The sequence below is a fragment of the Rhodococcus sp. UNC23MFCrub1.1 genome (assembly GCF_000686025.1).
Taxonomy (GTDB): domain Bacteria; phylum Actinomycetota; class Actinomycetes; order Mycobacteriales; family Mycobacteriaceae; genus Rhodococcoides.
In genome coordinates this window covers 841,496-867,347 of sequence record NZ_JMLQ01000001.1, presented here as the reverse complement: position 1 = coordinate 867,347, position 25,852 = coordinate 841,496, and the positions used below count along the sequence as shown (strand labels likewise).

General features: G+C 68.6%; 29 protein-coding genes. 18 read left to right on the top strand and 11 right to left on the bottom strand.

The genetic code is table 11. The annotated features are described in order from the left end of the window. Positions 1-66: 66 nt before the first annotated feature. The 6 genes from BR07_RS27275 to BR07_RS0104290 all read left to right on the top strand — a co-directional run bounded on the left by BR07_RS27275 (position 67) and on the right by BR07_RS0104290 (position 2,098). Positions 67-213, top strand: coding sequence for a hypothetical protein (locus BR07_RS27275; RefSeq protein ID WP_197027715.1), 147 nt, complete (start codon positions 67-69; stop codon positions 211-213). A gap of 9 nt (positions 214-222) precedes the next feature. Beyond that, on the top strand, positions 223-513 hold the full coding sequence (locus BR07_RS0104305) for a YrhK family protein (RefSeq protein ID WP_027504372.1): 291 nt from the start codon (positions 223-225) through the stop codon (positions 511-513). A gap of 126 nt (positions 514-639) precedes the next feature. After that, positions 640-789 carry a hypothetical protein gene (locus BR07_RS27550; protein WP_231476172.1) on the top strand — a complete coding sequence of 50 codons (150 nt, stop codon included), beginning with the start codon at positions 640-642 and terminating at the stop codon, positions 787-789. Continuing rightward, complete coding sequence (locus BR07_RS27545) at positions 786-959, top strand: hypothetical protein (RefSeq protein ID WP_231476169.1); 174 nt, start codon at positions 786-788, stop codon at positions 957-959. Before BR07_RS27550 ends, BR07_RS27545 begins: the two co-directional genes overlap by 4 nt. Before the next feature lie 137 nt (positions 960-1,096). Next, on the top strand, positions 1,097-1,453 hold the full coding sequence (locus BR07_RS0104295) for a cyclophilin-like fold protein (RefSeq protein ID WP_231476168.1): 357 nt from the start codon (positions 1,097-1,099) through the stop codon (positions 1,451-1,453). Positions 1,454-1,531: 78 nt separating this feature from the next. Next, a complete protein-coding gene (locus BR07_RS0104290; protein ID WP_027504369.1) occupies positions 1,532-2,098 on the top strand; it encodes a hypothetical protein in 567 nt (188 codons plus the stop codon). A 1-nt stretch (position 2,099) separates the two neighbouring features. On the opposite strand, the gene BR07_RS0104285 is transcribed toward BR07_RS0104290, so the two are convergent. The 4 genes from BR07_RS0104285 to BR07_RS23265 all read right to left on the bottom strand — a co-directional run bounded on the left by BR07_RS0104285 (position 2,100) and on the right by BR07_RS23265 (position 6,268). Further along, the gene (locus tag BR07_RS0104285) at positions 2,100-2,828 is read right to left on the bottom strand and encodes an SDR family NAD(P)-dependent oxidoreductase (protein ID WP_027504368.1); all 729 of its coding nucleotides are present in this window, start codon (positions 2,826-2,828) and stop codon (positions 2,100-2,102) included. A gap of 71 nt (positions 2,829-2,899) precedes the next feature. Beyond that, the gene (locus BR07_RS23270; RefSeq protein ID WP_037184040.1) at positions 2,900-4,681 is read right to left on the bottom strand and encodes an FAD-dependent oxidoreductase; all 1,782 of its coding nucleotides are present in this window, start codon (positions 4,679-4,681) and stop codon (positions 2,900-2,902) included. Beyond that, entirely contained in the window at positions 4,678-5,604 is a 927-nt protein-coding gene (locus BR07_RS0104275) for a fumarylacetoacetate hydrolase family protein (RefSeq protein WP_027504367.1), read from the bottom strand. Before BR07_RS0104275 ends, BR07_RS23270 begins: the two co-directional genes overlap by 4 nt. A 25-nt stretch (positions 5,605-5,629) precedes the next feature. Beyond that, on the bottom strand, positions 5,630-6,268 hold the full coding sequence (locus BR07_RS23265) for a VOC family protein (RefSeq protein ID WP_051613004.1): 639 nt from the start codon (positions 6,266-6,268) through the stop codon (positions 5,630-5,632). A 111-nt stretch (positions 6,269-6,379) separates the two neighbouring features. Between BR07_RS23265 and BR07_RS0104265 the strand changes: the two genes are divergently transcribed. The 6 genes from BR07_RS0104265 (at position 6,380) to BR07_RS0104240 (ending at position 12,931) form a co-directional block, all read left to right on the top strand. After that, positions 6,380-6,967: a TetR/AcrR family transcriptional regulator gene (locus tag BR07_RS0104265; RefSeq protein ID WP_027504366.1), complete on the top strand. Its 588-nt coding sequence runs from the start codon at positions 6,380-6,382 to the stop codon at positions 6,965-6,967. Between the two features lie 140 nt (positions 6,968-7,107). Next, a complete protein-coding gene (locus BR07_RS23260) occupies positions 7,108-7,632 on the top strand; it encodes a thioesterase family protein (RefSeq protein ID WP_231476202.1) in 525 nt (174 codons plus the stop codon). Further along, complete coding sequence (locus BR07_RS23255) at positions 7,632-9,122, top strand: flavin-containing monooxygenase (protein ID WP_051613002.1); 1,491 nt, start codon at positions 7,632-7,634, stop codon at positions 9,120-9,122. The genes BR07_RS23260 and BR07_RS23255 overlap by 1 nt, the downstream gene beginning before the upstream one ends. Beyond that, on the top strand, positions 9,119-10,885 hold the full coding sequence (locus BR07_RS26130) for an alpha/beta fold hydrolase (RefSeq protein WP_051613001.1): 1,767 nt from the start codon (positions 9,119-9,121) through the stop codon (positions 10,883-10,885). The genes BR07_RS23255 and BR07_RS26130 overlap by 4 nt, the downstream gene beginning before the upstream one ends. After that, positions 10,879-11,712, top strand: coding sequence for an SDR family NAD(P)-dependent oxidoreductase (locus BR07_RS23250; RefSeq protein WP_051613000.1), 834 nt, complete (start codon positions 10,879-10,881; stop codon positions 11,710-11,712). Before BR07_RS26130 ends, BR07_RS23250 begins: the two co-directional genes overlap by 7 nt. A gap of 34 nt (positions 11,713-11,746) precedes the next feature. Further along, on the top strand, positions 11,747-12,931 hold the full coding sequence (locus tag BR07_RS0104240; protein WP_027504364.1) for a PucR family transcriptional regulator: 1,185 nt from the start codon (positions 11,747-11,749) through the stop codon (positions 12,929-12,931). Here BR07_RS0104240 and BR07_RS0104235 read toward each other — a convergent pair. Beyond that, positions 12,875-13,741 carry a short-chain dehydrogenase/reductase gene (locus BR07_RS0104235; RefSeq protein ID WP_027504363.1) on the bottom strand — a complete coding sequence of 289 codons (867 nt, stop codon included), beginning with the start codon at positions 13,739-13,741 and terminating at the stop codon, positions 12,875-12,877. The genes BR07_RS0104240 and BR07_RS0104235 overlap by 57 nt on opposite strands. A gap of 186 nt (positions 13,742-13,927) precedes the next feature. Between BR07_RS0104235 and BR07_RS23245 the strand changes: the two genes are divergently transcribed. From BR07_RS23245 to BR07_RS23240, 3 genes are all read left to right on the top strand, one after another. Next, positions 13,928-14,893: an acyl-CoA dehydrogenase gene (locus tag BR07_RS23245; protein WP_037184037.1), complete on the top strand. Its 966-nt coding sequence runs from the start codon at positions 13,928-13,930 to the stop codon at positions 14,891-14,893. Beyond that, a complete protein-coding gene (locus BR07_RS0104215) occupies positions 14,890-15,642 on the top strand; it encodes a PIG-L deacetylase family protein (RefSeq protein WP_231476165.1) in 753 nt (250 codons plus the stop codon). Before BR07_RS23245 ends, BR07_RS0104215 begins: the two co-directional genes overlap by 4 nt. A gap of 131 nt (positions 15,643-15,773) precedes the next feature. Next, positions 15,774-16,316 (top strand): class I SAM-dependent methyltransferase, encoded by a 543-nt coding sequence (locus BR07_RS23240; protein ID WP_037184034.1) that lies wholly within the window; start codon positions 15,774-15,776, stop codon positions 16,314-16,316. On the opposite strand, the gene BR07_RS23235 is transcribed toward BR07_RS23240, so the two are convergent. The 3 genes from BR07_RS23235 to BR07_RS0104195 form a co-directional block, all read right to left on the bottom strand. Continuing rightward, complete coding sequence (locus tag BR07_RS23235; protein WP_051612999.1) at positions 16,317-17,009, bottom strand: glycosyltransferase; 693 nt, start codon at positions 17,007-17,009, stop codon at positions 16,317-16,319. 61 nt (positions 17,010-17,070) lie between these two features. After that, complete coding sequence (locus BR07_RS0104200; RefSeq protein ID WP_027504360.1) at positions 17,071-19,458, bottom strand: HAD-IC family P-type ATPase; 2,388 nt, start codon at positions 19,456-19,458, stop codon at positions 17,071-17,073. Between the two features lie 36 nt (positions 19,459-19,494). After that, positions 19,495-20,217, bottom strand: coding sequence for an ANTAR domain-containing protein (locus tag BR07_RS0104195; protein WP_155956911.1), 723 nt, complete (start codon positions 20,215-20,217; stop codon positions 19,495-19,497). 314 nt (positions 20,218-20,531) lie between these two features. Between BR07_RS0104195 and BR07_RS0104185 the strand changes: the two genes are divergently transcribed. Then, on the top strand, positions 20,532-22,886 hold the full coding sequence (locus BR07_RS0104185; RefSeq protein ID WP_027504357.1) for a transketolase-like TK C-terminal-containing protein: 2,355 nt from the start codon (positions 20,532-20,534) through the stop codon (positions 22,884-22,886). Between the two features lie 13 nt (positions 22,887-22,899). Here BR07_RS0104185 and BR07_RS0104180 read toward each other — a convergent pair whose 3' ends face one another. The 3 genes from BR07_RS0104180 to BR07_RS0104170 are packed head-to-tail and all read right to left on the bottom strand — an operon-like array spanning position 22,900 to position 23,876. Next, a complete protein-coding gene (locus BR07_RS0104180; RefSeq protein ID WP_027504356.1) occupies positions 22,900-23,226 on the bottom strand; it encodes a DMT family transporter in 327 nt (108 codons plus the stop codon). Continuing rightward, positions 23,226-23,555, bottom strand: a complete 330-nt coding sequence (locus BR07_RS0104175) for a DMT family transporter (RefSeq protein WP_027504355.1) — start codon at positions 23,553-23,555, stop codon at positions 23,226-23,228. Before BR07_RS0104175 ends, BR07_RS0104180 begins: the two co-directional genes overlap by 1 nt. Before the next feature lie 27 nt (positions 23,556-23,582). Further along, positions 23,583-23,876, bottom strand: a complete 294-nt coding sequence (locus BR07_RS0104170; RefSeq protein ID WP_037184031.1) for a chorismate mutase — start codon at positions 23,874-23,876, stop codon at positions 23,583-23,585. Positions 23,877-24,052: 176 nt separating this feature from the next. On the opposite strand from BR07_RS0104170, the gene BR07_RS0104165 reads away from it, so the two are divergent. Both BR07_RS0104165 and BR07_RS0104155 read left to right on the top strand, forming a co-directional pair. Then, entirely contained in the window at positions 24,053-25,033 is a 981-nt protein-coding gene (locus BR07_RS0104165; RefSeq protein WP_027504353.1) for an iron-siderophore ABC transporter substrate-binding protein, read from the top strand. A 285-nt stretch (positions 25,034-25,318) separates the two neighbouring features. Next, on the top strand, positions 25,319-25,840 hold the full coding sequence (locus tag BR07_RS0104155; protein ID WP_027504352.1) for a MarR family winged helix-turn-helix transcriptional regulator: 522 nt from the start codon (positions 25,319-25,321) through the stop codon (positions 25,838-25,840). The last annotated feature ends 12 nt before the right edge of the window (positions 25,841-25,852 follow it).

The window sequence follows — 25,852 nt, the reverse complement described above, 5'->3', positions numbered from 1 at the left end:
TGCGGAATCGGGGCGCGGGGCATTCAGGGCGTGACCCGACCACCGATCAGAGAGCAGGACCCCGCGATGACGATGCCCAGTGATGCTGCGGACGCCGTGCCCGCCGCCGGAAGCAACGACGGACCGCGCGAGCACGAGCAGGACACCGAGCACACCGCGTACGTCGACGAGGAGAACGTGCCGCACCCCGGGGATGCGAACACCGACTCCTGATCGGCGACCGTGGGTATCGACACCAGCGGGAAGACGCTGACACTCACCATCGGACACGACGAGTTGATCGTCCGTCAGCGGTGGGAAGTGGTCAGCATCGTCAACGACATCGCGATCGCGGTGTGGTTCATCGCGGGCAGTGTGCTGTTCTTCAGTGAGTCGACCACCGAGCTCGGAACAGTCTTCTTCCTTGTCGGGAGCGTCGAGTTGCTCGTCCGGCCTGTCATCCGCCTCGTTCGACGGGTGCACATTCGGCGAGTACGTGGTGGCTCCGACGGAGTGGACAGCCTCGACTTCTGAGTGTCGTCGGGAGACCGCAAAGGGTGCCCTCGTAGGGACTCCCTCGCGTGCGATCACGTCTCTAGCGTTGGTGGGGCCAGACCAACCCTCCGACGTGACGAGGTACCAACCGTGAAGAGACCGTTCGTGACTGCCGCGCCGGCGGTCGCTGTGCCCGCACTGGGCGCGGCGTGGACGGCGTCGGAGGAGGCGAGCCCGCTGGTGGGGGAGTGGCGCATGACCGGGCTCGGCGTTCGATCCTGCAGGGGTACGAGTCGTTCCACGGTGATCTCGTGACCGAGTCCGACGGAACCTCGGGGACCTTCACGATCTCGGTGGAGTCGGCTCCGGCGCGCGATCTCATCGGGCAGACCCTTCATCGTGCTCACGAGGTGGACGGTGACACTCTCGTTCCGACACCGAGCGATCCTGCCGACGGCTTTCGGGCCACCTACGAGCGTGGATGACGCGCCGCGGAGCGATTGCCCTCGCGTCCGCAGTCTCTCTGCTCGCCGGCTGCTCGGCTGAGAGCGACACCGTCGGTTCGTCGGCGTCGTCACCGGCGACCACGCAGCCGACCGCCGCAGAACCGAACGGAGAGACGATGCGCATCGCGATCGACGTCGAGGGCACCACGGTGATCGGAACGCTGAACGACAGTGTGGCGGCCCGCGATCTCGCGGCACTTCTGCCCGTGACGGTGGAGATGTCGGATCACGGCGGCGTGGAGAAGACGGGTCCGCTGCCGGCGGTGCTGAGCACGGACGGGTCTCCCTCAGGGGCGGATCCCGATCCCGGCGACATCGGGTACTACGCGCCGTCGAACGACGTCGTTCTGTACTACGGCGATCAGAGCTACTTCCCCGGCATCGTCGTACTCGGGACCATGGACCCGTCGGGAGTCGGCGTGGTCGGTGCGCTCGGTGGCACGGTGACGGTGACCATCACGTCGGCCGACTGATCGCGCCTGGCCTCACCACGGCCCACGTCTTCGGAGCCGAGCGTGAGTGCGGACGGTCCCGGGGCGCATACTTACCGGATGCCCCCCAACGCGAAGCGCACGATTCTGAGCAACGGCGCCGACCGCGTCACCGTCTTCCACGACGGGAGGGTGAAGGTCACCTCGAGTTCGCACGTCTGGGACATCGTCGACCGCGGACGCCACAGTGCCCTCGGCCAGTACGTCACCCTCGCGCCCGCACCGGCCCGCCACGCGGACGTACGAGCGGACGACCGCGAGGCCGCGCCGGGCACCCCCGACTTCGTCGCCGAACTGAACCCGGAGTTGGGGTCGGCCGTCGCCGGAACCGCAGCGGCCACGAACGGCACCTTCGTCCAGTTCGTGCACGACGGGACCATCATCGTCGGCAACGACGGCCGCGACCTCGCCGAGACGTTCAACACCGGTCGCGAGGCCACCGAGGAGGCCGCTGCGGAACGCGGTGGCGCGGTGACCGTGACGTTCAAGGGGTCGTATCGGCCGCGTGACATCCGTGAGCACGACTGGCTCATCGAGATCCCCGTGAACGAGAAGCCGTTCAGCAATCGCCTCTACCGGGGGGACTACGAGAACTCGGAGAACAAGGTGGGTCCGCACCGCAGGTAGTTCACAGTCCACCGGCCACCCGGAGCACCGCACCCGTCACGTAACTCGCGTCCTCGGACATGAGCCAGACGACGGCTCCCGCGATGTCGTCGACGGTGCCCGCTCGACCGAGCGGCACCGTCGGGGCGACCTGCGCGGGCCGGTCCGGCTCCTGGTGGAAGTCGGTCCAGATCGTGCCGGGCGACACGGCGTTCACGCGAATCGCGGGGGCAAGTTCTTTCGACAGTCCGAGTGTCAGTGCGTCGACTCCGGCTTTCGCTGCCGCGTAGTGGACGTACCTCGACGGACTTCCGAGCGTCGCGGCCGCGGACGAGATCGAGACGATCGATCCACCGCCCTGTCTCATGAGTGCTGCCTGCGCGAACTTGCAGCAGACGATCACTCCGAAGAGGTCGACGTCGAGGTCCCGGTGGATCGCCGCGAGGTCGTTGTCCTCGAGCCGCCCCACTGCGGTGGCCGCGCCGGCGTTGTTCACCACCCCGGTCACCGGCCCGAACGTCTCCGCTGCCGCGAAGAACGCGGCGACGGAATCCTCGTCGACGATGTCGACCGCGCAGCACAACGCGCGGCGACCGAGGGCTGTGACGTCAGCTGCGACGGCGTCGGCCGAGTCCGCGTCGGAGTGGTAGCCGATCACCACGTCCCACCCGGCGCGGGCCAGGGCCAGGCTGATGGCCCGTCCGATCCCGCGTCCACCGCCGGTCACGATGGCGACCCTCGTGTCAGTCATGGGCACAGTCAACCCCGTCGGTTCCGGTGCTGCCGAAGGAATCGGAGCGCGGAACCCTCGACATGCCGCTGTCACCGCATCGGATAGTGCTGGCGCCAGCGTTCGAGGAATCTCGTCAACTCGGCCACACCCGACGACGCCGGCGAGGTCGTACGCCAGGCCACGTGCCCGTCCGGGCGGACGAGCACGGCTCCCTTCTCACCGACCTCCAGCAGGTCGATCAGTCGACGCCGGTCTGCGGGGTCCGGTGCGTCGACGGGGACCACCACGACGCCCGGGCCCGCGATGCGGTGAGTGCCGAGCTCGTTCTCCCACCCGTCGTCGTCGAGCGCGAGGAGCGTCAACGAGGTCCGGTGGAGTACGTCGTGGATGCCCGTGGTGAGCCCGCGCGTCGAGATCATCGCGTGGGGAAGCCGGGCGCCGGGGTAGGTGGTGGGGAGATAGTCGACCACGTCCTCGGGCGGCCGCACTGCAGAGTCGTCGTCGGCGACGAGGTCGCTCGTGTGCAGATAGCCGAACTGCAGACCGGTGGAGACGAAGTGTTCGATCTGACCGGGCAACGCCTCCGCGATCTGCCCGCGCAGTGCCGTCGAACCCGGAGCCCGAGGATGCAGTCGCCGCGCTCGACGCATCTGCCGACGCATCATCGCCGTGGCCATCGGCGCGACGAGCCGGTCGGGGAGCGACGCGAGCGGTGCACGCGCCGCGACCCGGGTCGCGACCGCCAGCATCCTGTTGGTGATGCCGATGCGTCCACCGATGTCGTCGAGCCGGAAATGGTTGGCCACACTCTGCTCCGCGAACTTCTCCACCACCGGTCGGCGTTCCGTCTCGTAGGTGTCGAGCAGAGTGGGAGAGGCAGTGCCGGACAGCACCGCGTCGAGCTTCCACGCGAGATTGTGCGCGTCCTGCACCCCGGAGTTCAGGCCGAAGCCGCCGGTGTGCGGGAACCGATGCGCAGCGTCACCGAGGAGCAGGAGCCGCCCGCGGCGGAACGAGTCCGCGGTCTGCGACGTCATCACCCAGGTGCCGGTCGACTCCAGCTCGAAGTCTTTGTCACCGAGCACCTTCGGCAACATGTCGGCCCAGAACTGGCGGCTGTTCGCGGCGATCTCCTGGGCCGGGTGCAGGTAGGCCGTCATGAGGATGTACCGGTGATCGGCGTGGGAGATCAGGACGCCGCACAGATCCGGCGTATAGATCCAGCTCAGAAGTGGACGAGCGTCGTCCGGGAACAGCGTGTGCGAGGTGAAGAACGCGCTGCCCATGTTCGCCAGGACCGGCCCAACGAGGTCGATTCCAGTGGCGTCGCGAACAGGGCTGTTGGCCCCGTCGCACCCCAACACGTATCGAGCGGTCAGCTCTCCGTCGTCATCTCCACTGCGCGTTCGCACTCGGGCGACCTCGGGTGTGGACTCGACATCCAGAACCGTGACGCCGCGGCGGAAGTCGATGAGCGGGTCCTCGTCCAGCGCGTTCCACAGCACGGGCATGAGCAGGTGCTGTCCGATGTGCGAGACCATGTACGGGCTCTGGCTCTCGACGACTGCTTTCCGATCGGGATCGGACAGCAGGTCGATGGACCCGATGGGGCCGTCGCCGATGCCGCCGAACCAACTGATGAGGTTCACCTCGTCGTGCGGAGGCGACATCGACGCGATGGCCGACGCGAGATCGGGGCTGTACTCGTGCCAGATCTCGAGCGTGCGGGCATTGATCACGTGTGCGGCCGGATGGAAGAGCGGCGTGGCTCGACGCTCCAGGACAGTGGTGCGGATACCCCTGCGAGCCAACAGCAGTGCGGCTGTGGCGCCTGCCGGACCCGCGCCGACGATCACCACCGGAGTCGTCATCGGACGACGGTCCGCTGAGTGCCGAGGTCGATGGTGCCGTCGGCCGTGCGGATGGTGGCGGTCACGACGTCGTCGACGGAGAGATAGTGGGGATTGCGCGCCTGTCGAGCGAAGAAGATCTTCCACTTGACCGCCGGCGGAAGGAGTTCGCCGATCTTCTGCACGATCTTCGGTGGGGCGGAGATGGCGGTTCCGACGGGCGTGCCCGTCAGGAGAACGTCTCCTGCGGAGAGGTACTGGAAACGAGACAGGCGGGTGAGTGCCTCGGCGGGTGGCGTGATCAGGTCATCGCCGATGGTCTGATCCTGACGGACGTCGCCGTTGACGGACAGGGTCATGTGCAACTCGGGAAGCCGCGCCCAGTCCGCTGCGTCGAACAGGACGAGTCGCGGGCCGAGTGGCGTGAAGGTGGGATAGGACTTGCTCTCGTAGACCTGGACGCGGGTCAGCTGGATCTCGCGCGCCGACACGTCGTCGGCCACGACCACCCCCGCGGCGTAGTGCGGCAGGGTGTCCTGCGTGACCGTGGTCCCGACAGGGACGTCCGCCCCGATGACGATGCCCAGCTCGATCTCGTGATCCAGCAGGGCGACGTCGGCGGGTTGGCGGATCGGATCGTTGGGGCCGCTGATGGAGGCCGACGATTTCCGGAAGAACGTGGGGTACAGCGTTGCCGGGTCGGCTCCGATGTCCAGCGCGTGCGACCGGTAGTTGAGCAACTGAGCCACGACGCGGCACGGTGCGGTGATCGGCGAGAGGACGTCGAGATCCGCCGCGACGGCGTCCTCGCCGTGTGCGCTCTCGACGGCCGCACGATCGGCGAGCAGATCACCGGTGGTGTCGGCCGTGGTGTCGATGCGGGCCGCGGTCTCACCGTGCAGGCGCCACCATCCCTCGGCAGTGCGAACAACGTTCACGGGCATGGTGATTCGCTTTCTCGAGAAGGGATCACAAGGTACGGAACGAGATGGTCTTCTTGTTCGCCACGACCGGCCGGCCCGGCCTGGTCCCGGCCTCCCGCCGCCGCAGCTCCTTCGGCGACTCGCCGTTGCGCAGTCGGCTCAGCAGGTAGTCGGGATCGACGTTCACGCCGATCGGATTGCGGGCGAACTCGTCGCTGTAGAAGAACGCCGCGGTGTGATCCGGGTCGAAGTTCTCCACCTGGAACTCGAGTCGGATGCCGTCGGGATCCTCGTAGTAGAGGGAGATGGTCGGGCCGTGGTTGATGGACCAGACCGGGCGGATGCCCTGGCGCTTCAACCGCACGTAGTTCTCGAGCAGCCGTTCGAGGGACGTGAAGGTCAGCGCGATGTGGTCGATGCCGTAGACCTTGCGCTTGAGCCTCGCGAGCGGGAAGAGAAGCCGCAGAACCGGGGGCACGGCGATGATCGCCAGGCGGTGCGACTCGTCGTCCCAGGTCAGGAACGTGATCTCGTCGTCCTGATACGCGACCTGCGCCCCGAAGACGGTGCCGTACCACCGCACCATCTCGTCGGTGCGAGTCGATTTCACCACCCAGTGGGCGATGCGATCCGGTCCGTGCCTGCCGAGACCGGCCGAGCCGGTGTGGTCACCCGTCGCGTTCATCGTCGCCTCTCGTCGTGGGGAAGTGACCGCGACGCTACGAGCACTTTGACTGTCAGTCAAGAAATTGACTCGTGCTCGAGGTGCGGGGCGGGGTGCACTACCCTCGGTGCCATGTCCGCGAACCCCCCCGACGGCGCGCGTCGTCCGCGACGGGATCGTCGACAGGCACTCATCGATGCGGCCATCGCCCTCATGAGCGAGGGCGGCGACGCGGACATCAGCGCGGCCGCCATCTCCCGGCGGGCCGATGTGGCCCACGGGTTGCTGTTCTACTACTTCACCGACAAGCAGGGCCTGGTGGCCGCGGCGCTCGCAGACGTGTTGTCGCGCTTGGTGCATCACCAGAGCCCGAGGGTGGACGAGCAGACTCCGGAGCAACGCCTCGACGGTTTCGTCCGACGGCACATCGAGTTCCTGGAGAACCATCGGACGCTGTACGTCCGCGTCGTCGTCGAGGGCGTGCTGGGCGATCCGGCCGTCGAACGGGCGCTCCGCGAGGCACGTGCGGCAGGCGCGCGTCAGGTGGCGGACATCGTCGGACTGGGGCAGCCCCTGACTCCGGTGATGCAGACGGCGGTCGTCGCCTGGACGGGATTCCTCGACCGGGCGGCCGACGAGTACGTCGAGCGCGACGACCTGTCGCTCGACGACGTCGTGGACCTCGTGGTGAGAGCCTTCGGCGTGGTCACCGGGCACTGACGCCGCGCATCCCTCGTGGCGGTGGGCACGTGCACAACGCATCGTGCGGCGCCGTGTCGCGACAGCCATCGTGCGCGACGCTCCCGAAGGCCACACTCGAGTGATCGATACCGTCGTCCGGCGAGGAGTGGCCCGTGATCATGATGCTGCGCTGGGTCCTCCGCATGCACTCGTTCGGACGGACGGCGCGAGTGGGTGATCCTCTCGAGACACGGTTCCGCGTACTCCCGGCGGATCTCGACATCCTGATGCACATGACCAACGGCCGGTACCTGTCCGTTCTGGACGCGGCCCGCATCGCGTACTACGCGAGAACCGGTCTGTGGCACCAATTCCGCGTGCGGGGGTGGAGTCCCGTCGTCACGGCGCAGAGCATCACCTACCGGCGCTCGCTGACCTTCCCGCGTGCGTATCGCGTGCGGACCCGTCTGATCGGTACCGATGCCAAGAACCTGTACTTCGAGCAGGTCTTCCACATTCGCGACGTCGACCATGCCACCGCGGTGGTGTCCGTCCGACTGACCGATCGGGGCGGCGGGTCGGTGCCGCCGGCGCGGATCCTCGCTCTCGACGGCACGTTCGTGCTGCCCGACCGCATCCCGACAGCAGTCGCGGAATGGTCGGAGTTCGCCCGTCAGCACCACGCAGGGAAAGAGGGTCAGTGATGACATCGTCCGGGACCACCACGAGTTCCGACCACCACACGCTGGCGGTCATCGGCTCGGGTTTCGCGGGAGTCGGAGCAGCGATCGGGCTGGCACCGTTGCACCAGGGGAGCGTCGTCATCTTCGAGCGCGCGGCGACGCTCGGCGGGGTGTGGCGCGACAACGACTATCCGGGTGCTGCGTGCGACGTCCAGAGCCTCCTCTATTCGTTCTCGTTCGCTCCCAGCCACCGGTGGCGTCACACCTACGCACGGCAGCCCGAGATCCGCGAGTACCTCGACCGGGTGGCGCGGGACCACGGGTTGCTCCCGCGACTCCGGACGCAGTGCCCGGTCACGTCCCTCACCTGGGACGCGGCAGCGGCGCGATGGACTCTCGAGACGCCGCGCGGGACGTCGACCGCGGATCACGTCGTTCTCGCCACGGGATCCCTCGCCGACCCCTCTCTCCCCGCCGTCGACGGCATCGAGTCCTTCGCGGGTCCGATGTTCCACTCGTCGCAGTGGGACCACGACACGGATCTGACGGGTATGCGCGTCGCCGTCGTCGGTACCGGTGCCTCGGCCATCCAGTTCGTCCCGAGAATCCAACCGCTGGTGGAGTCCCTGACCCTGTTCCAGCGCACGGCACCGTGGGTGATGCCGCGCGACGACAAGCCCATCTCCGCACGCACGCGGACCCTTCTGAAGTCGGTTCCCGGATACCAGCGTGCTGCGCGCGCGGCCATCTACCTCGAGCGAGAGGTGAAGCTCCTGGCCTTCCGCCATCCTGCATTGATGGCGATCGGGGAGCGCGAGGGTCGTGCGCACCTCGCGCATGCCGTGAGCGATCCTGTTCTGCGGCAGAAACTCACACCGGACTATCGGATGGGCTGCAAGCGGATCCTGCTGTCCGACGAGTACTACCCGGCCCTGGCGCAACCCAACGTGTCCGTCGAGACGGCGGGCGTGGCGACCGTGACTCCGACCGGAGTGATCGACACGAACGGCACCGCGCACGAGGTGGACGCCGTCATCTTCGGCACCGGGTTCGACACCAGTCGACTTCCGCTGACGGACAGTGTCTTCGACGGGTCGGGTCGATCGATGGCGGACACGTGGGGCGACAGTCCGCGGGCCTACCTGGGAACGACCGTCGCGGGATTCCCGAATCTCTATCTGATGCACGGACCGAACATCGCACTCGGCCACACGTCGGTGATCCTGATGTTCGAGTCTCAGATCGCATACATCGAGAAGGCGATGCGTCGTGCGATGACCGCACGCGGTTCCATCGAGCCGACCGCCCGGGCGCAGGCCGAGTACTCGACCGACATCGACGACCTCACCGACGGGACGGTGTGGACGAGCGGTGGGTGCTCGAGTTGGTACCTCGACCCCGCCGGCCGCAACAGCAATCTCTGGCCGGGCAGCATCCTCGGGTATCGACGCCGTGCCACGCGATTCGACGAGAAGCACCACGCGGTCCACGCGGACGCGGTGCCGCGATGAGCGAGCCCGTCGTCCTCCTGCACGGACTCGGCGGGTCGCCTGCGATCTGGGATCGCGTTCGACTGCTGCTCACCGGTACGGTGCTCGCGCCCGAGATCGCGGGTACCGCGTCGATCGAGCAGGACGCCCTCGACATCGCCCGGGCGGTCCGGGCCGCCGGCAGCGATCCCGCTGTCGTGGTGGGGCACTCGCGTGGCGGACTCGTCGCCACGTCCCTGGCGGAGCAGTTCCCGGGCCTCGTGACCCGTCTGGTGCTGGTCGCGACTCCGCCGACCACGGCGAGTCGGCTGACGGCCAGAGGTGTCTCCGAGATGGTTCTCGGTGTGCCGGTCCTCGGCGCCGCGGTGTGGACGATGCTGCCCGAGCGCAGGCTCCGGTCCGGTCTCGCGTCGGCGTTCGCTCCCGGTGGTCCGGTTCCGGAGTTCGCGGTGCGGGACCTCGTCGCGACGGGACTGCGTCGGTTCCGCGCGTCCTCGACGGCGATCGACCACTACGTGACCGAAGCGCCGCTGAGAGAACGACTGTCGAGACTGTCCGTCCCGGTCTCACTGGTGTACGGCCTGAACGACCGACGTGTGGATCCGGCCGCGATGGCCGACAGTGCAGGCGGCCCGCGCACCACCGCGTATCCGCTGCGGCGCGAGGGGCACGGTGCCCCGTGGAGTTCGGCCGGTGCCGTGGCCGCCGTGATCGCCGGCGACGCGCACCCGAGCGAGGCCGTTCGACCCACTTCCACGGTGGCTCCGCGACTACGCCCGGTCCGGTGGACTCCACCGAGCGCGCCGGCCCGAGCACGGCAGGTGACGAGCAGGGAGCCGGTGGCGTCGATTCGGCGTCTCGAACTACCGGGCCGCGGGCCGGAGGACGTCAGGCTGGACTCGCGGGGGCGAGTACTCACCGGCCTGGAGGACGGGCGCATCGTCCGGGTCACCATCGACGACACCGGTCACGGCGTCGAGACTCTCGCGCACACGGGAGGTCGACCGCTCGGCATCACCGTCGTCGACGACGCCACGTTGCTGGTGTGCGATGCCGAACGAGGTGTTCTCCGCGTGGATCTCGGCACCGGGGTGGTCGACGTCCTTCTCGACCGACTCGACGGCGAACCGATCACCTTCGCGTCGAACATCGTCCAGGGGCGGTCGGGCAACATCTACTTCACGGTGTCCACCCGGCGGTTCGGGTTCCACGACTTCCTCGCCGATCTCCTCGAGCACTCCGGCACGGGCCGGCTGGCGGTGGTGTCGCCCGACGGCGCCGCGCGCACGCTCGTCGACGGTGTCCAGTTCGCCAACGGGCTGGCGGTCTCGGACGACGAGGATTCCGTCACCGTGATCTCGACAGGCGACTTCGCCGTACTGCGGTACCCCCTCGTCGACGGTCACGCCGGACCGCCGCATGTCGTCGTCGACAATCTGCCTGCCTTCCCCGACAACGTCTCGGTCGACGGTGACCTTCTGTGGGTGGCCCTGGCGACGCCGCGCAGCACACTGCACGATCGGGTCGCGCAGCTCCCCGGCATCGTCCGGAGGTTCGCGTACCGCCTCCCCGAGAGTGTGCGACAGGGCGAGTCCACGACGTGGGTGATCGCTCTCGACTCCGGCGGCACGGTCGTGCACGACCTGCAGTCGGCATCTCCCGAGTACTCGATGGTGACCAGCGTGGTCCGACGCGGCACGCAGCTGATTCTCGGAAGCATCACCGAATCCGCGCTGGCGGTCGTCGACCTCCCGCCCACGTCACAGGGGAGAGTCGAATGGTGAGCCGCCTCGACGGCCAGGTCCTCGTCGTCACGGGCGCGGCCGGAGGCATCGGTTCCGCGACGGCGCGGCGGTGCTCGGACCTCGGTGCGATCGTCGTCCTGCTCGACGTGGACGAGGGCGGTCTGACCCGCACCGCGCGGTCGCTGACGGGCCCGTGCGACACCCACGTGCTCGACGTCCGGGACGCCGATGCCTGCCGCCGAGTGATCGACACCGTCGTCGCCGAGCGGGGGCGGGTCGACATCGTGTGGGCCAATGCCGGTGTGTCGGAGTACGGTCCGCTCGACCTTCTGCCCGACGGAGCGTGGAAGCGCATGATCGACATCAACCTGATCGGTGCCCACAACATCGTGCGGGCCGCGCTCCCGGCTGTCCTGGTCTCGCGCGGCCACATCGCCTTCACGTGTTCCTGGGCGTCCTTCGCTCATCAGCCCGGCCACTCGGGCTACGCCGCGGCGAAGGCCGGGCTGGAAGCGTTCGCGAACGCCCTGCGACTGGAACTCAGCGGCACCGGGGTGCGCGTCGGATCCCTGCACCCGGGATGGATCGACACGTCGATGGTCACGGGAAAGATGGCGCAGCCCGCGTTCGCGGCCCTGCTCGCCGCCCTTCCCGGCCCGTTCGGTGCGGTCAGCCCCGTCGACGACATCGTTCCGCACATCGTCCGCGCGCTGGAGCGGCGGTCGTCGCGCATGGTGTACCCGAGAGCCGGCCGCGTCCTCCTCGTCCTCCGTGCCGCGCTCCCGACGGCACCGTTCACTGCGCGGAGTCGAGCAGCAGCCCCGCGGGTTCGTGCGCTCGCTGCTCGGGATGTGCGACGCTCGTGAACCGGACAGGCAGGGTGGTGGAAGAGGAGGCGCGATGAGCGACCGGACGGGTACTCCGCGGGAGCGGGAGATCGCCGCGCGCATCGCCTCCCTCGTCACCGACGCCGAGCAGGAACTCGATGCCGTCGCGTCGGACCTGACGTCGTTGTACCGCAGAAGCATTCCGGTGTACGACTCGGTGGCGCACGAGGAGGTGCAGCGCAACACGCGCGCCGTCCTGGACATCGTGCTGTGGCGAGTGCGCAGCGATGCGCCTGCCGTGAACGAGCGGGACGTCGCCGATCTGGTCCGGCGGTGGGCCGATCAGCGGATCCCCCTCGAACTCGTCGCACACAGCATCCAGCTCGGTGCCCGCGAGCTGTTCAAGATGATCCGGCGCAACGCCGTCGAGCAGCAGTTGGCGACCGATGTCATCGACGACATGCAGGACATGATGTGGGAGTGGGCCACGTCGTACTCGGCCGCCGTGAACACGGTGATGCAGGAACGAGCGGTCACGGGTGCCACCCGGCGTGCGGATCTCATCCGGCAGCTCGTCGACGGGTCGTACGTGCCCGCGTCCGTCGAGCGGGACGCCCGTGAGCACGGTATCGCGCTCGATCACCACTACAGCGTCGCCTGTGTGACCTGGAACGACTCGTCGATCGTGTCGGACATCCGGTCGATGCTGCGACTACGTTGCGGCACCGACGATCTCGGCGTGGTGGACGCTGTCATCGACGGCTGTCTCGTCGCCCTTCTGCCCGTGGTTCCGGACCGCCTCGCGGCCTCGGTGGCGGTCGGTCTGGGCGATGCTCGACCGGCCACGGACGCGCGCGCGTCGTACGGGCAGGCGCGGCACGCACTCGACCTCGCCACCCGCTTCGCGAGGACTGGGGTGGTCGACCTGGCCGCACTCGGACCGCTTCCTCTCCTCGCGCTGGGGGAGGAGGCCGCGGATCGACTCGCGTCCGCGCATCTGACCACGGTGGCCGAACGCGGCGAGGCGGGTCGCGAGATCCTGGACACCGTCGCGGCGTACCTCGACCATGATCGGCGCGTCGACGACACCGCCGCCGCCCTCTACGTGCATCGCAACACCGTGCGCAACAGGGTGGCGCGTTTCGGTGATCTGACGGGCCTCGACATCGACCGGACAGCCGATCTCGTCCTCGCGTGGTGGCTACTGACGCGTGAGCGCAGCGCGCGCTCGGCTCTCCAGGATCCCCCGCTCCAGTAGTGGAACCGTCTTCCGCATCTTCGGACGGAGAATCGCGTCCCACAGCGAGCCGGTGAACACACCGCGGATCTTGTCGACGCCGCGCAGAGCGCCCGGCACGTACACCTTCCGGCGGCGCCGGACGATGGCGTCGACGAACGCGTCGGCGCAGTCCTCGACGTCGGTGACGACATCGAACGGCCAGGGCAGTTCCTCGATGCTCGCCCGCACCGACTCGATGCTGTGCTGCGACTCGAACATCGGAGTCCGGACGAATGCGGGATGCGCGACCCCGACGCCGACGCCCTTGTGTGCCACCTCGAGGCGCAGTCCGCCGCCGAATGCCTCGACACCCGTCTTGGCGGCCGCGTAGGCGGACTGGCCCGGCACGGTCTTCAGGGCGGCCGCGGACGAGACCAACAGATAGAAGCCGCGCTGTGCGGTCACGGCGGGCAACGTGGCGTGCACGGTGCGGATGACGCCGTTCAGATTGATGTCGACGATGCGGGTCAGTGTCTCGACGTCGCTGATAGCGACGGTGCCGGCCTCGGCGATGCCCGCATTGGCCACCACCACGTCGAGGCACCCGTACTCCGAGAGGATCTGTGCAACAGCTGATTCGAGTGACGCGGTGTCCGTGACGTCGGCGGTCACGGCCAGGTGCCGGCCGTGAGCGCTGGTGTCCAGGCTCCCGATCACCGATGCGGGTATGTCGGATCGGTCCACGAGCACCACGTGCGCGCCCTGCGACGCGAGTCGGCGTCCGGTCTCGAGACCGATCCCGGACGCACCGCCGGTGATGAGTACGACCTTGCCTGCCATCGATGCCATGCGCTGTCCTTCACGGGTCGTCGTTCGCGGTCCCCTCAGCGTCGCCCGGCGAGCAGCCCCGCGACAGGTGCGTGACTCCACGTCGGGTCGGCCTGCGCTGTGCAGCCGCACAGCGAGCGATCGACCGGTCTGCGTAGGCCTGACGCCGATCGGGTACCCGCGGAACGACGACAGGAGCAAACTCACGTGAGTACGGACGATCTCGACCCCGGTGTCGCCGCGGCCGTACGGTCCCGCATCGCGTCCGCTGGTGAGATCCCGCTACCGGGGTCCGGTGCGACCAGGCGACGCTGGGATCTGCTGGCCGCGTGGTGCCGCGACGACGCGGTGGTCGGCCGGTTGCTCGAAGCCCACTTCGACGCCGTCGCCATCTGCGCGGAGCTGGGTGGTCCCGCGACCTCGTCCGAGCAGATGTGGGGAGTGTGGGCCGCAGAGACGCCGCCGCCCGTCAACGCGGTCTCCGACGCACACGGTTCCTGGTCGCTGACCGGCAGGAAGATGTGGTGCTCGGGCGCCCACAGTTGCTCGCACGCGCTGGTGACGGCACGGGCAGGGGAGGACTCCGCCTTGTTCGCCGTGGCGCTGGACAGCGGCACCGTGACCCCTGAACCGAACACGTGGCACGCGACGGGTATGCGCGAGAGCGATTCCGGCGCAGTGTCTCTCGCGGGAACGCCCGCGGTCGCGGTGGGGCAACCGGGTGACTACACCGCGCGTGCCGGATTCTGGCACGGTGCGATCGGGGTGGCCGCCTGCTGGTTCGGGGTGGCACTCGCCGTCGCCGACCCGCTCTACCGCCGGGCCGCTGCGGACCGGGCCGGACCGCATGCGCTCGCGCACCTCGGAGCAGTGGACGCGGCACTGACGGCCTGTGTCAACACCTTCGACGTCGCTGCCGGCGAGGTGGACCGATACCCACTGGCTCTGGACGAGGCGAGAGTCCGCGCCATGCGGGTTCGCGCCATCGTGGAGCGGGCCTGCACCGAAGTTCTCGACCGGGTCGGCCGCGCGCTGGGTGCGGCACCCCTCGGTCTGGACGCGGAGCACTCCCGCCGGGTGGCGGACCTGACGACGTATCTTCGCCAGAGCCACGCCGAGGTCGATCTGGAGAACCTGGGCCGGGCGGTCGCGGCGTCGGGTTCCGCATCGTGAGTGTGGACAGGTTCGCGGAACGCCCGGTGGCACAGCGTGGAACGCCGGAGTCCGTGTGGCGCGAGAACGGTCCGACGTACCCCGACCTTGTCCACGACGGGCTGGCGCATCTGGTCCTCGTCGCTCCGCACCCTGACGACGAGGTCCTCGGTCTGGGCGGCTGGGCATCGATGCTGGCCGCATCCGGTGTTCCGGTGACGGTGGTCGCCGTCACCGACGGGGGCGCGTCTCACACCCCCACGCCCGCGCGGTCGCGCGCCGACCTGGAAGCGGTGCGCAGAGCCGAGAGTGCCTCGGCGCTGGTGGATCTCGGTATCGTCGACATCCGTCGGCTGAGCATGCCCGACGGACAGGTGGCCGAGCACGAGCGCGCCCTCGTCGACGCTCTCGTCGACGTGCTCGACACCGTGGGGCGCGGTACGACGGTGTGGTGCGCGACGACGCTGCGCGGCGACGGCCACCCCGATCATGAAGCGGTCGGGCGCGCGTCGGCCGCGGCGGCGAGCCGGTACGGGTGCACGCTCGTCGAGTACCCGGTGTGGATGTGGCACTGGGCAGAACCGGGGGACGAGGCCGTGGACTGGGAGTCGGCCCGCACGATCACGCTCGACGCGGACGCGATCGCGCGCAAGGAGGTAGCGGTGAGCAGATTCGTCAGCCAGACGACTCGGGACGGGAACGAGGACGAGATCCTCCCGCCGTGGGTTCTGGAGCGGCTCCTGCGTTCTCACGAGACGGTGTTCGTGTGAGCGGGCAGGCCGGAGGCCGGTCGGGATCGGGCGGGCAGGCCGGAGGCCGGTCGGAATCGGGCGGGCAGGCCGGAGGCCGGTCGGAATCGGGCGGGCAGGCCGGAGGTGTCCCGGCGAGTTATTTCGAGCGCATGTACGAGGCCGATCCGGACCCGTGGGGGTTCGAGAGCCGGTGGTACGAGCGACGCAAGTACGCCCTCACGATGGCGATGCTTCCGAACGAGCGGTACCGGTCGGCCTTCGAGCCGGGGTGTTCCGTCGGAGTTCTGTCCGAACTCATCGCGGGCCGAGCCGATCGCCTGCTGTCCACGGACATCGCGGAGGCACCGTTGCGTCGCGCGCGGGAGCGTGGGATTCCGAACGTGGAGTTTCGCCGAGAGTCGCTGCACGACGGGTGGCCGGACGAGCAGTTCGATCTCGTCGTGCTGAGCGAGATGTGTTACTACGTCCACCCGACGGAGCTCGACGCTCTAATGTCGAAGGCGGTCGATGCGGCAGAGCCCGGCGGAACCGTGTGCGTCGCGCACTGGCGCCACGACGTTCCGGAGTACCCGAGCACTGCGGCCGAGGTGCACACCGCGTTCCGCGCGTCACCGCACCTGCTCCTCCGGGCGGAGTACCGCGACGACGACGTTCTCGTCGACGTCTTCACGCGGGGTACCGGCGCACACTGATCAGGCGGTGACGGGAGTCGCCATCTCGTCGAGGAACGTGGCGAAACCACCTGTGGTGCGCGTACTGGTGCGGGCCGACGTGGTCACGCACGGAGCGCCGGTGCGGCGTATGCGGTACCCCCGGCGTCCGAGTCGCGCGACCAGATCGACGTCCTCGTGGACGGCGAGCGCACGGAATCCGCCGACCGCACGGTAGGCGTCGGCGCGCACCGCGAGGTTGGCTCCGTGGACCTGCAGGAGACCGCGTCGTTCACGGTCCGCGTAGTCGCGCCGGAATCGCCGGAGCACGACGGGATCACGCAGGCCCTCGTCGACGCGCACCGGTCCGGGGACGACGTGTGCCTGCGCAGCGCACGCCACGATCGATCGGAAGTGGTCGGGGTCGACCAGCGAATCGGCGTCGGTGTTGACGTACCAGGTGGACGATCCGGCGCTCGACGTCTCGGACCGGAACCCCAGGGCCCGTGCAGCTCCCACGTTCGCGACGTCCGTCGTGACGCACCGGACGCCCCCACCCACCACCTCCGCGGTGCGGTCACTGCAGGCGTCCAGCACCACCACCAGTCGGACGGGGACCGGCGACAGCGTGCGAGCGGTGCGCAGGGCATCGAGGCACGCAGACAGCGACGCGTCCTCGTTGTGGGCGGGCACCACTGCGACGATGCGCTCGACCCGGGCCGGCGTGAAATGCACACCTGTGAAATGCCCGATTCCCGTCGTCGCCAATCATGCGCAGCACGCGGTGCTGTGCGCGCTACGCCGTGCGGTGCGCGCGGCGCCGCATGGCGGGGCGTACCGCCTCCAGGACCGCGATACCCACTGCCGCGGAGACGAAGGCGAGCACGGTGTAGGACACGTTGCCCGCATCGAGCTCGAAGAAGCGGGCGAGCGGCGGCACGGTGAAGATGACCGCGTAGGCCGCCACGGACACGGTCAGCAGAGTCACCTTCCACCACTGCATGGGCCGGGCCACCGTCCCGAGGACCCACATCGCGACGACGATCAGCGTGATGAGCGCCGAGGTGCTCGACTGGATCCGGTCCGCCCGCGAGGCATCGGGTCCGTCGTAGGTGGCGAGGTAGGTCGCGAACGTGGCGATTCCCACCACCAGTCCTGCAGGCACCGCCTTGCGCAGTACCCGAGGGACGAAGCCGGAGCGGGCCCGTTCGTTGTTCGGCGCCAGCGACAGCAGGAACGCGGGAATGCCGATGGTGAACCACGCCGCGATGGTGACGTGGCGGGGAAGAAACGGGTAGGGCAGCGGGTCGACGTTCACGACCAGGGACAGCAGGCCGGACAGCCCGACGAGGACCGCGAGCACCACCGAGTAGACCGTCTTGGTGAGGAACAGCGTGGAGACCCGTTCGATGTTGCCGATGACTCGTCGACCCTCGGCCACCACGTGGGGCAGCGTCGAGAAGGCGTTGTCCAGCAACACGATCTGCGCCACGGACCGCGCCGCGGGACTTCCCGCGCCCATGGCGACACCGATGTCGGCCTTCTTCAGTGCGAGAACGTCGTTGACGCCGTCACCCGTCATGGCCACCGTGTGACCACGGCTCTGCAAGGCGGTGACCATGTCCCGCTTCTGTTCCGGGCGTACCCGTCCGAACACGGCATGACGCTCCATGGTGTCCGCGAGATCGTCCGTGTTCGACGGGAGACTGCGAGCGTCGACCGCATCGCCCGACGGCAGCGCATCGAGCGACCCGGCCACCGCGCCCACGGACACCGCGTTGTCGCCGGAGATGATCTTGACCTGGACGGACTGATCCGCGAAGTAGTTCAGTGTGTCGCCGGCGTCCGCCCGGATCTTCTGCTCGAGCACGACGAGGGCTCGGGGCGTCACGACACCCGGCGCGTCGGCGTGATCCATCGGGAGGTCGCTGGTGGCGAAGAGCAGCACCCTCTTTCCGGCCGCGCCCAGCTCGGTGGCGCGTGCGGAGGCCTCCGATGCCGGATCCAGCAGCACGTCCGGAGCACCGATCAGGAAGTTGCCCGCGTCGGGGAAGGAGACTCCGCTCCACTTCTTCTCCGACGAGAACGGAGCCCGCGCGGACGCCGTCCGGGCAGGCGCGGTCGGAAGCGCGTCGGCGACGGCGATCATGCTGGCGTTCGGTCGATCGTCGTCGGCGACGACGGCGGACAGGTCGCGCCGGACGTCCTCGTCGGACTCGGCCGACAGCACGAGGAGGTCCGACATGACCATCGCGTTCTCGGTCAGCGTTCCGGTCTTGTCGGCGCACACCACGTCGATACGGGCCAGCCCCTCGACCGCCGGAAGCTCCTGCACGAGGCACTGTCGACGTCCGAGGCGGACCACGCCGACGGCGAAGGCCAGTGAGGTGAGCAGGACCAGTCCTTCCGGCACCATCGGGACCAGCGCCGCCACCATGCCGTTGAGCGCGGGGCCGAGCGGCTGGCCCGTGACGACGAGCTGGTTGACGACGATGACGATGCCGGCCGGGACCATCACCCGGGTGATGTGGCGGAGGATGCGGTCGATACCGGACCGGAGTTCGGAGTCGATGAGCGTGAACTTGCCTGCCTCCTCGGCCAACTGGGCCGCGTACGCTTCCCTCCCCACCTTGGTGACGCGGTAGGCTCCGCGGCCGGCGACGACGAACGACCCGGAGAACACGGAGTCGCTCGGGGTCTTGGTCATCGAGTCGGACTCACCCGTCAGCAGTGATTCGTCGACGTCGAGCGAGTCCGCCTCGATCACGTCGCCGTCGACGATGATCTGATCGCCCGGACCGAGTTCCACGACGTCGCCGAGCACCACCTCGTGGGGAGCGAGGTCCCGTGCACGGCCGTCTCGTCGCACGAGGGGCCGACTCTGGCCCACGATGGCGAGCGCGTCGAGGGTGCGCTTCGCGCGCAGTTCCTGGATGATGCCGATCCCGCTGTTGGCGACGATGAGCAGACCGAACATCGCGTCGATGATCGATCCGGTCGACAGCACGATGACGAGAAGTACCGCCAGAATCGCGTTGATGCGCGTGAAGATGTTGCCGCGCAGGATGTCTGCGACCGACCTCGAGGAGCGGGCCGGCACGTCGTTGGACCGACCCTGCGATGCGAGGGTTTCCGCTTCCGCTGTGGTGAGTCCGACTGCGGTGGGGACGTCGCTCGACAGCATGAAGGGGAGCCTAGTGGGTGTCGGCGACGACGGTCGTCAGCCTCGTTGGTCGTCCAGCACCCGTCGAGCCTGCTCGGTGACCGTGGTCCCAGCGCTGTAGGCCTGTGCTCGCAGCAGTGCCGACGCTGCCTGGACGCCGAGGTGGTGCCGAGCGACCACCACGCCGATCGCCAGGTGCACGGTCGACAGGTCGAAGCCGTGGTCGGGCCCGCCGTCGACGGCCGTGAGGACAGTGTCTCCGTCCAGGTCGTCGCACAGGGGAACTCGCGGCGCAAGCAACTCCGGGCGGCGTTCCACGAGCGCTGCGATGGCGGCGTCGGAGTGCGTGCTGCTGCGGCGTCGACCACGCCAGTACATCTGGAGCGTTCCCAGGGGGGTGGCGGGTGCACCGATGGGGAACGTCGCGACCTCGACGACTCCGAGGGTCGCCAATTCGTCGACGAGAGTGGTCCAGCGGACGCCGTGGTCAGGGTCCTCGACATCGAGTCGGCTGTGTCCCGCTCCCGCCATCGACTCGGTGTGCGGTCCGCAGCCGAGCAGGTACTGGAGGTCGGCCAGCCGCTCCGCCAGGTCGTCCGTCGCGTACGTGACGAGCCGGACGTCGGCATCGGCCGCCGATTCCGCCACCACGGCGGCTCCGTCCGCCCGGCACCACTGCACGCACGCGGCCAGCCATGTCTCCGCAGTGCGTCCGGACCGCAGGGCGCCCGTGACGCGTTCGTCTGGTGGATGGGGCTCGCGGGCCGAGTTCGATGCCATGGGGCGTCCTTCGCTGCGTTCGTGTAACCGGTTCGTGGACCGCAGCTGAGGGTGTGTCTCGCCGTTCATCGTGTACCCGTCCGTCGGCTCCGCACACCACATCCGGCCGGTGTCCTCGAACACGGGCGCCCACTCACCGGGTGTCGCCGGTCACCCGAGTGGTCGACACGCTCGGAACACCCACGACGACATGCGGTGCTGTGCGCAGAATGCTCGGTCGCGGAGCCGGATCTTGCGCAGTCGGCAAGACCGTGGTCACCTGGGGATCTCCGCGAAGCATCGAGCCGGAGATGACGTCCTGAGGGGGAAGCGCCATGACCAGCAACGAGCATGTCGATGATCGAGCGCCACAGACGGTGGAGACCCTGGAGGAGATCGCACAGCGTGTGTTGTGGCTGTCGACCTCGATGATCCACCACGCCAATCGAATTCGGCCCAACCCCAGCGGACTCAAAGTCGGAGGCCACCAAGCCTCGTGCGCGTCGATGGTGTCGATCATGACCTCCCTGTGGTTCGAACAGTTGCAGCCCGGGGACCGGGTGTCGGTCAAGCCGCACGCGTCTCCGGTGCTGCACGCGATCAACTACCTCCTCGGTGAGTTGGACGAGAAGTACCTGACGACGCTGCGGTCCTACGGCGGGCTGCAGTCCTACCCCTCGCGCGCCAAGGACCCCGACACCGTCGACTACTCCACCGGGTCCGTGGGAATCGGAGCGACCGCACCGATCTGGGGCGCGATGTCGCGCCGCTACGTCGACGCCGCCTTCGGTGACGCGCACGACGACGCCCGGACAGCGACCGGATTCCGGGGGCGGCAGTACTCGCTCGTCGGCGACGCCGAACTGGACGAGGGCGCGGTGTGGGAAGCGGTGATCGACCCGGGAATCGCCGACCTCGGCGAGATCGTGTGGATCGTCGACCTGAACCGCCAATCGCTGGATCGAGTGGTGCCGAACTTCGCTGCGCGGCGGCTGGAGAAGATGTTCGACGCCGCCGGCTGGCAGGTCGTCACGGTCTCGTTCGGCACCCTTCTCGACGCATTGTTCGCCCGTCCCGGCGGCGAGGCCCTGCGCGAACGCATCGTCGACATGCCCAACCCGGAGTACCAACGCCTCCTGCGCTGCTCGGCGGACGAACTGCGCACCCGACTGCCCGGCGCCGGGCCCGGTGCCGAACGGATTCGTGCCCTCGTCGCCGATCTGGACGATGCCGCTCTGACGGAGGCCGTCCGCAACCTGGGCGGACACGACCTCGCCGCACTGCGCGCCGCGTTCGCCCGTATCGACGACACCCGTCCCACCGTGATCATCGCGTACACCGTCAAGGGCTTCGGGTTGCCGACGCAGGGTCATCCGCAGAATCACTCGTCGTTGCTGACGGTCGAGGAGTACGCCGAACTCGCGGGCGCGCTGGGCACCGACCCCGACGCGCCCTGGGCACGATTCTCGGACGACAGTCCGGCCGGGCGGGTGTGCGCGGACACCGCGGACCGGCTGCGCCGGGAACCGATACACACGGCCGAGCCTCCCTCGGTGCCCACCGACATCGGGCGCACGCCCAAGGGAACGGCGACGACACAGGCCGCGCTCGGTCGCGTCCTGCTCGACCTCACCAGAGCGGCTCCGGACGCCGCGCGGCGGGTCGTCACCGTCAGTCCCGACGTCAGCTCCACCACCAACCTCGGCGGCTGGGTGAACAAGGTCGGCGTCTGGTCCTCCTCGGAACGCCACGACTGGTTCGGTGACGACGCCGAGACGATCATGCACTGGCGCGAGAGCCCCACGGGGCAACACATGGAACTGGGCATCGCCGAGACCAACCTCGTCGGACTGATGGGCGAGCTCGGTGCGACGTGGAGCCGGTGGGGAGAGCCGCTGTTCCCGATCGGAGTCATGTACGACCCGTTCGTCGAGCGCGCGCTCGAGCCGTGGTCGTACGGCATCTACGCAGGCGGACAGTCCATCCTCGTCGGCACCCCCTCGGGAGTGACCCTGGCGGCGGAAGGTGGTGCGCACCAGTCGATCAAGACCCCGTCGATCGGTCTGGAGCAGCCCGGGTGCGTGAGCTGGGAACCGGCGTTCGCGATCGACGTCGAGTGGACGCTGCTGGCGGCGATCGGACGGTTGGGGCGCCCGGGCGGCACGTCGGCGTATCTGCGCCTGTCGACCAGACCGGTCGATCAGTCGCTGGCGAACGTTCCGGCGGATCCGGCGGCGCGGGAGCGCCGACGGCGGCAGGTGGTCGCGGGGGGATACCCGCTGGTGCGGCGGGACGGTGCGGTGGTGACCATCGCGGCGATGGGCGCAATGGTCACCGAGGCCCTCGCCGCGGCGGAGCGGCTCGAACAGATCGGGCTCGCTGCCGACGTCCTGTGCGTCACGAGTCCGGGGGAGCTGTATCGGGCGGTCCAGGCACGGCAGGGGCATCTCGAGGCGGAGTCGTGGATTCTCGATCATCTGCTGCCGGCAGAGCGGGCGACGCCGATGGTGACGGTCCTCGACGGTCATCCCCACACGCTCGCGTTCCTGGCGACGGTGAATCGGGTGCCGTCCACGTCTCTCGGGGTGAGTGAGTTCGGTCAGGTCGGCGCACTCGACGAGGTGTACCGCCACCATCAGATCGACACCGACTCGATCGTCCGGGCCGCACTCGACGTCACCGGGCACTGACTGCTCGGCAGGTTCATCGAGCGGCCGCGGCACCGAGTTCGATGAGCAGGACGCCGACGACGATGCATGCGATCCCGCCGAGCATGCGGCGGGTCAGGGGTTCTCGAAAGAGGTACCGGGAGGCCACGGCGGTGAGGGCGACTCCGCACGCGGCCCAGATGCCGTAGGCCACTCCCAGGGCCAGACCCGAACGGAGCGCACCGAGCAGGGCGACGAACGCGAGGAGATAGCCGAGAGCGACGACCCCGTAGAACGCGGGGCGTCCGGTGGCCGCCACGCGGAGCGACAGCGTGGCCGACACCTCGAGGAGGATGGCGCCGAGGAGGAAGAGGTACTGCATCACGGTTCCCGCTCTGCGGGGTGGGACCCGGTCTCGACGAGGAGTACACCGACGATGACCAGTCCGATTCCGAGACCCATCACGATGGTCAGCGGTTCACCGAAGAGCGCTGACGCGAGAAGGGCGGTGAGAGCGACACCGCTTGCTCCCCAGATACCGTAGGCGACACCGAGGGCCATACCGCGGCGCAGTACGGACGCGAGTCCGACGAAGGCCAGCAGATAACCGATGATCACCACGACGTAGAGGACGGGACGGGTCTCGGAACCTTTGAGCGACAGGGTGGCGGACACTTCGGCCACCACGGCCGCCGCCAGAAGGAACCACACCGTGCGGTAGTTCTACCGCGGGCGGGACTAGCGAGCGATCTGTCCGCGGCCCATGCGCAGGAGGAGCATGCCGAGGGTGCGGCCCTCGCGGCCGAGATCACCGAAGTGCTGGAGCACCGACATCTCGCGTGCGGACGATGCGGCCGAGCGGGGCTCCATCATGCCGACAGTGCGAGTGAGCTCGGTGCGTCGTGCCACTGCGGCCAGGATCTGGGCGTCGAGACGCTCGATCTCGTCGTGCATGGAGTCGATGTCGTGGGCGGTGTCGGCACCGTGGTTGCGCGTGACGTCTGCGGTGGCGAAGTCGGTTGCAATGCTCATGTCTACTGAATCGCGCCCATCCCGAATTTCATTACCGATCTGCCGAGATATTTTTCGGCGACCAGTCGAGAACGGGTCTCACCTGGGGTGATGCAGATTGTGAGCTGGATCGCAGTGCGCCCGTGGGCGTCAGGTGAGGTTAGGCTAACGCAATGTTTCTCACCGTGTGTGCGCCCGTGAGGCGACTGATCCCTGTACTCGTCGCGACGGTGGCCCTCACCGTGTCGTGCTCGTCGGCCGCCACCGAGGACGGCCGCGACGCGGCGCAGACGGCGGCCGGCGGCGTCTATCCAGCGACGGTCGACACCGCGTTCGGCGCCGTCGACCTCGAGTCGGCGCCGACGCGTGTCGTGGCGCTGGGGTGGGGGGACGCGGAGACGGCATTGGCCCTCGGGGTCCAGCCGGTCGGTGCCAGCGACTGGCTCGACTTCGGCGGAGAGGGCGTCGGTCCGTGGGCGGAGGGTCTCTACGACACACCACCCGAGATCATCGGAACCCTGGAACCGTCCTACGAAGCCGTGGCGGCACTCGAGCCGGATCTGATCCTCGACACCAAGAGCTCGGGCGACGTCGGCCGGCACGACCGGCTGGCGGCCATCGCGCCGACCGTCGGCATCCCGGAGGGTGCGGAGAACTACACGACGTCCTACGAGGATCAGGTCACCATGGTGGCCGCGGCGCTCGGTGTGCCCGAGAAGGGCGCCGAGCTGATCGCCGGGCTGGACGACGGCTTCCGCACGGCCGCTGCGGACCATCCGGAGTTCGCAGAGAAGACCGTGACGGTGGGCGCCCTCAGCGGAACCGGCTACGGCGCCTACATAGAGGACAGCGAGCGGGTGCAGTTCCTGATGCGGCTCGGGTTCCGGCAGAACCCGACCATCGCATCGATGACCCCGGTGCGGTTCTCCGTACCGATCGCGGACGAGCAGCTGGGTCTGCTCGACGCGGATCTCGTCGTCATGTTCCCGATCGGCAAGACTGCGCGGGACATCGAGCAGAACCCGCTGTTCCGCAGCATCCCGGCCGTGGCGCAGGGGCATGCGATCGTGTTCGACGACCCGGCGGTGGCGAAGTCCTACTCCACCAACTCGGCGCTCTCGCTGCAGTACGCACTCGACACCGTGGTGCCCATGCTTGCGGAGGCGCTCCGGTCGTGATGCTCGGAGGCGATCGCTCACGCGTGCCTTCACCAGCGGCGCGACCTCGGTGCCGAGCAACTCGATGCCCCGCAGCATGGTCCGTCCAAGAGATGCGCCACCCGCTCGCGAGCGGTGACGCGGTGGCCGGTGTCGTACTCGGCGACGGCAGACACGAAGTTGTCGATCCCGATCTGCATCGCGGTGCCGTTCTGCCGATGTAGTGAAGTGTCAACACTCTGTGGTGTCGTCGAGTTGAATCTTCACGTGAGGGTAGTGAAGGTTCGCGACACCTAGGCTGGGTGTGTGAACGACGACGTCGAGTGGCTGCGACCCGACGAGGTACGCGCGTGGCTCGCGGTCGCAGGCCTCCTCGAGGCGCTCCCCGCAGTACTGAACTCGCAATTGAAGAACGACGCGGGGGTCAACCACTTCGAATACATGCTTCTGGCCGGTCTGTCCGAGTCGCCTGGTCGGAGTTCGCCGACGAGTGAGATCGCTGCCTTCGCCGCAGGATCACTTTCTCGGGTCTCCCACGCACTCACGCGTATGGAGTCGCGGGGGTGGGTCGAACGGGGGCCACGCGGAGGCCCCGGTGGGCAGACCGCGGTGACGTTGACCGACGAGGGCATGGAGATCGTTCGTCGCGCGGCTCCCGGTCACGTCGCGCAGGTGCGAGAACTGGTTGTCGACCGCCTCGGTCGTGAGGACGCACTCGAGCTCGGGCGACTCGCGGGCCGGGTGCTCGCGGGTGCGAACCCGGCGGTCCACAGGATGCTGATGGACCGGTATCCCGAGCAGGACGTGCGCCCGGACGACCGGGACTGACGGAGAGGACCC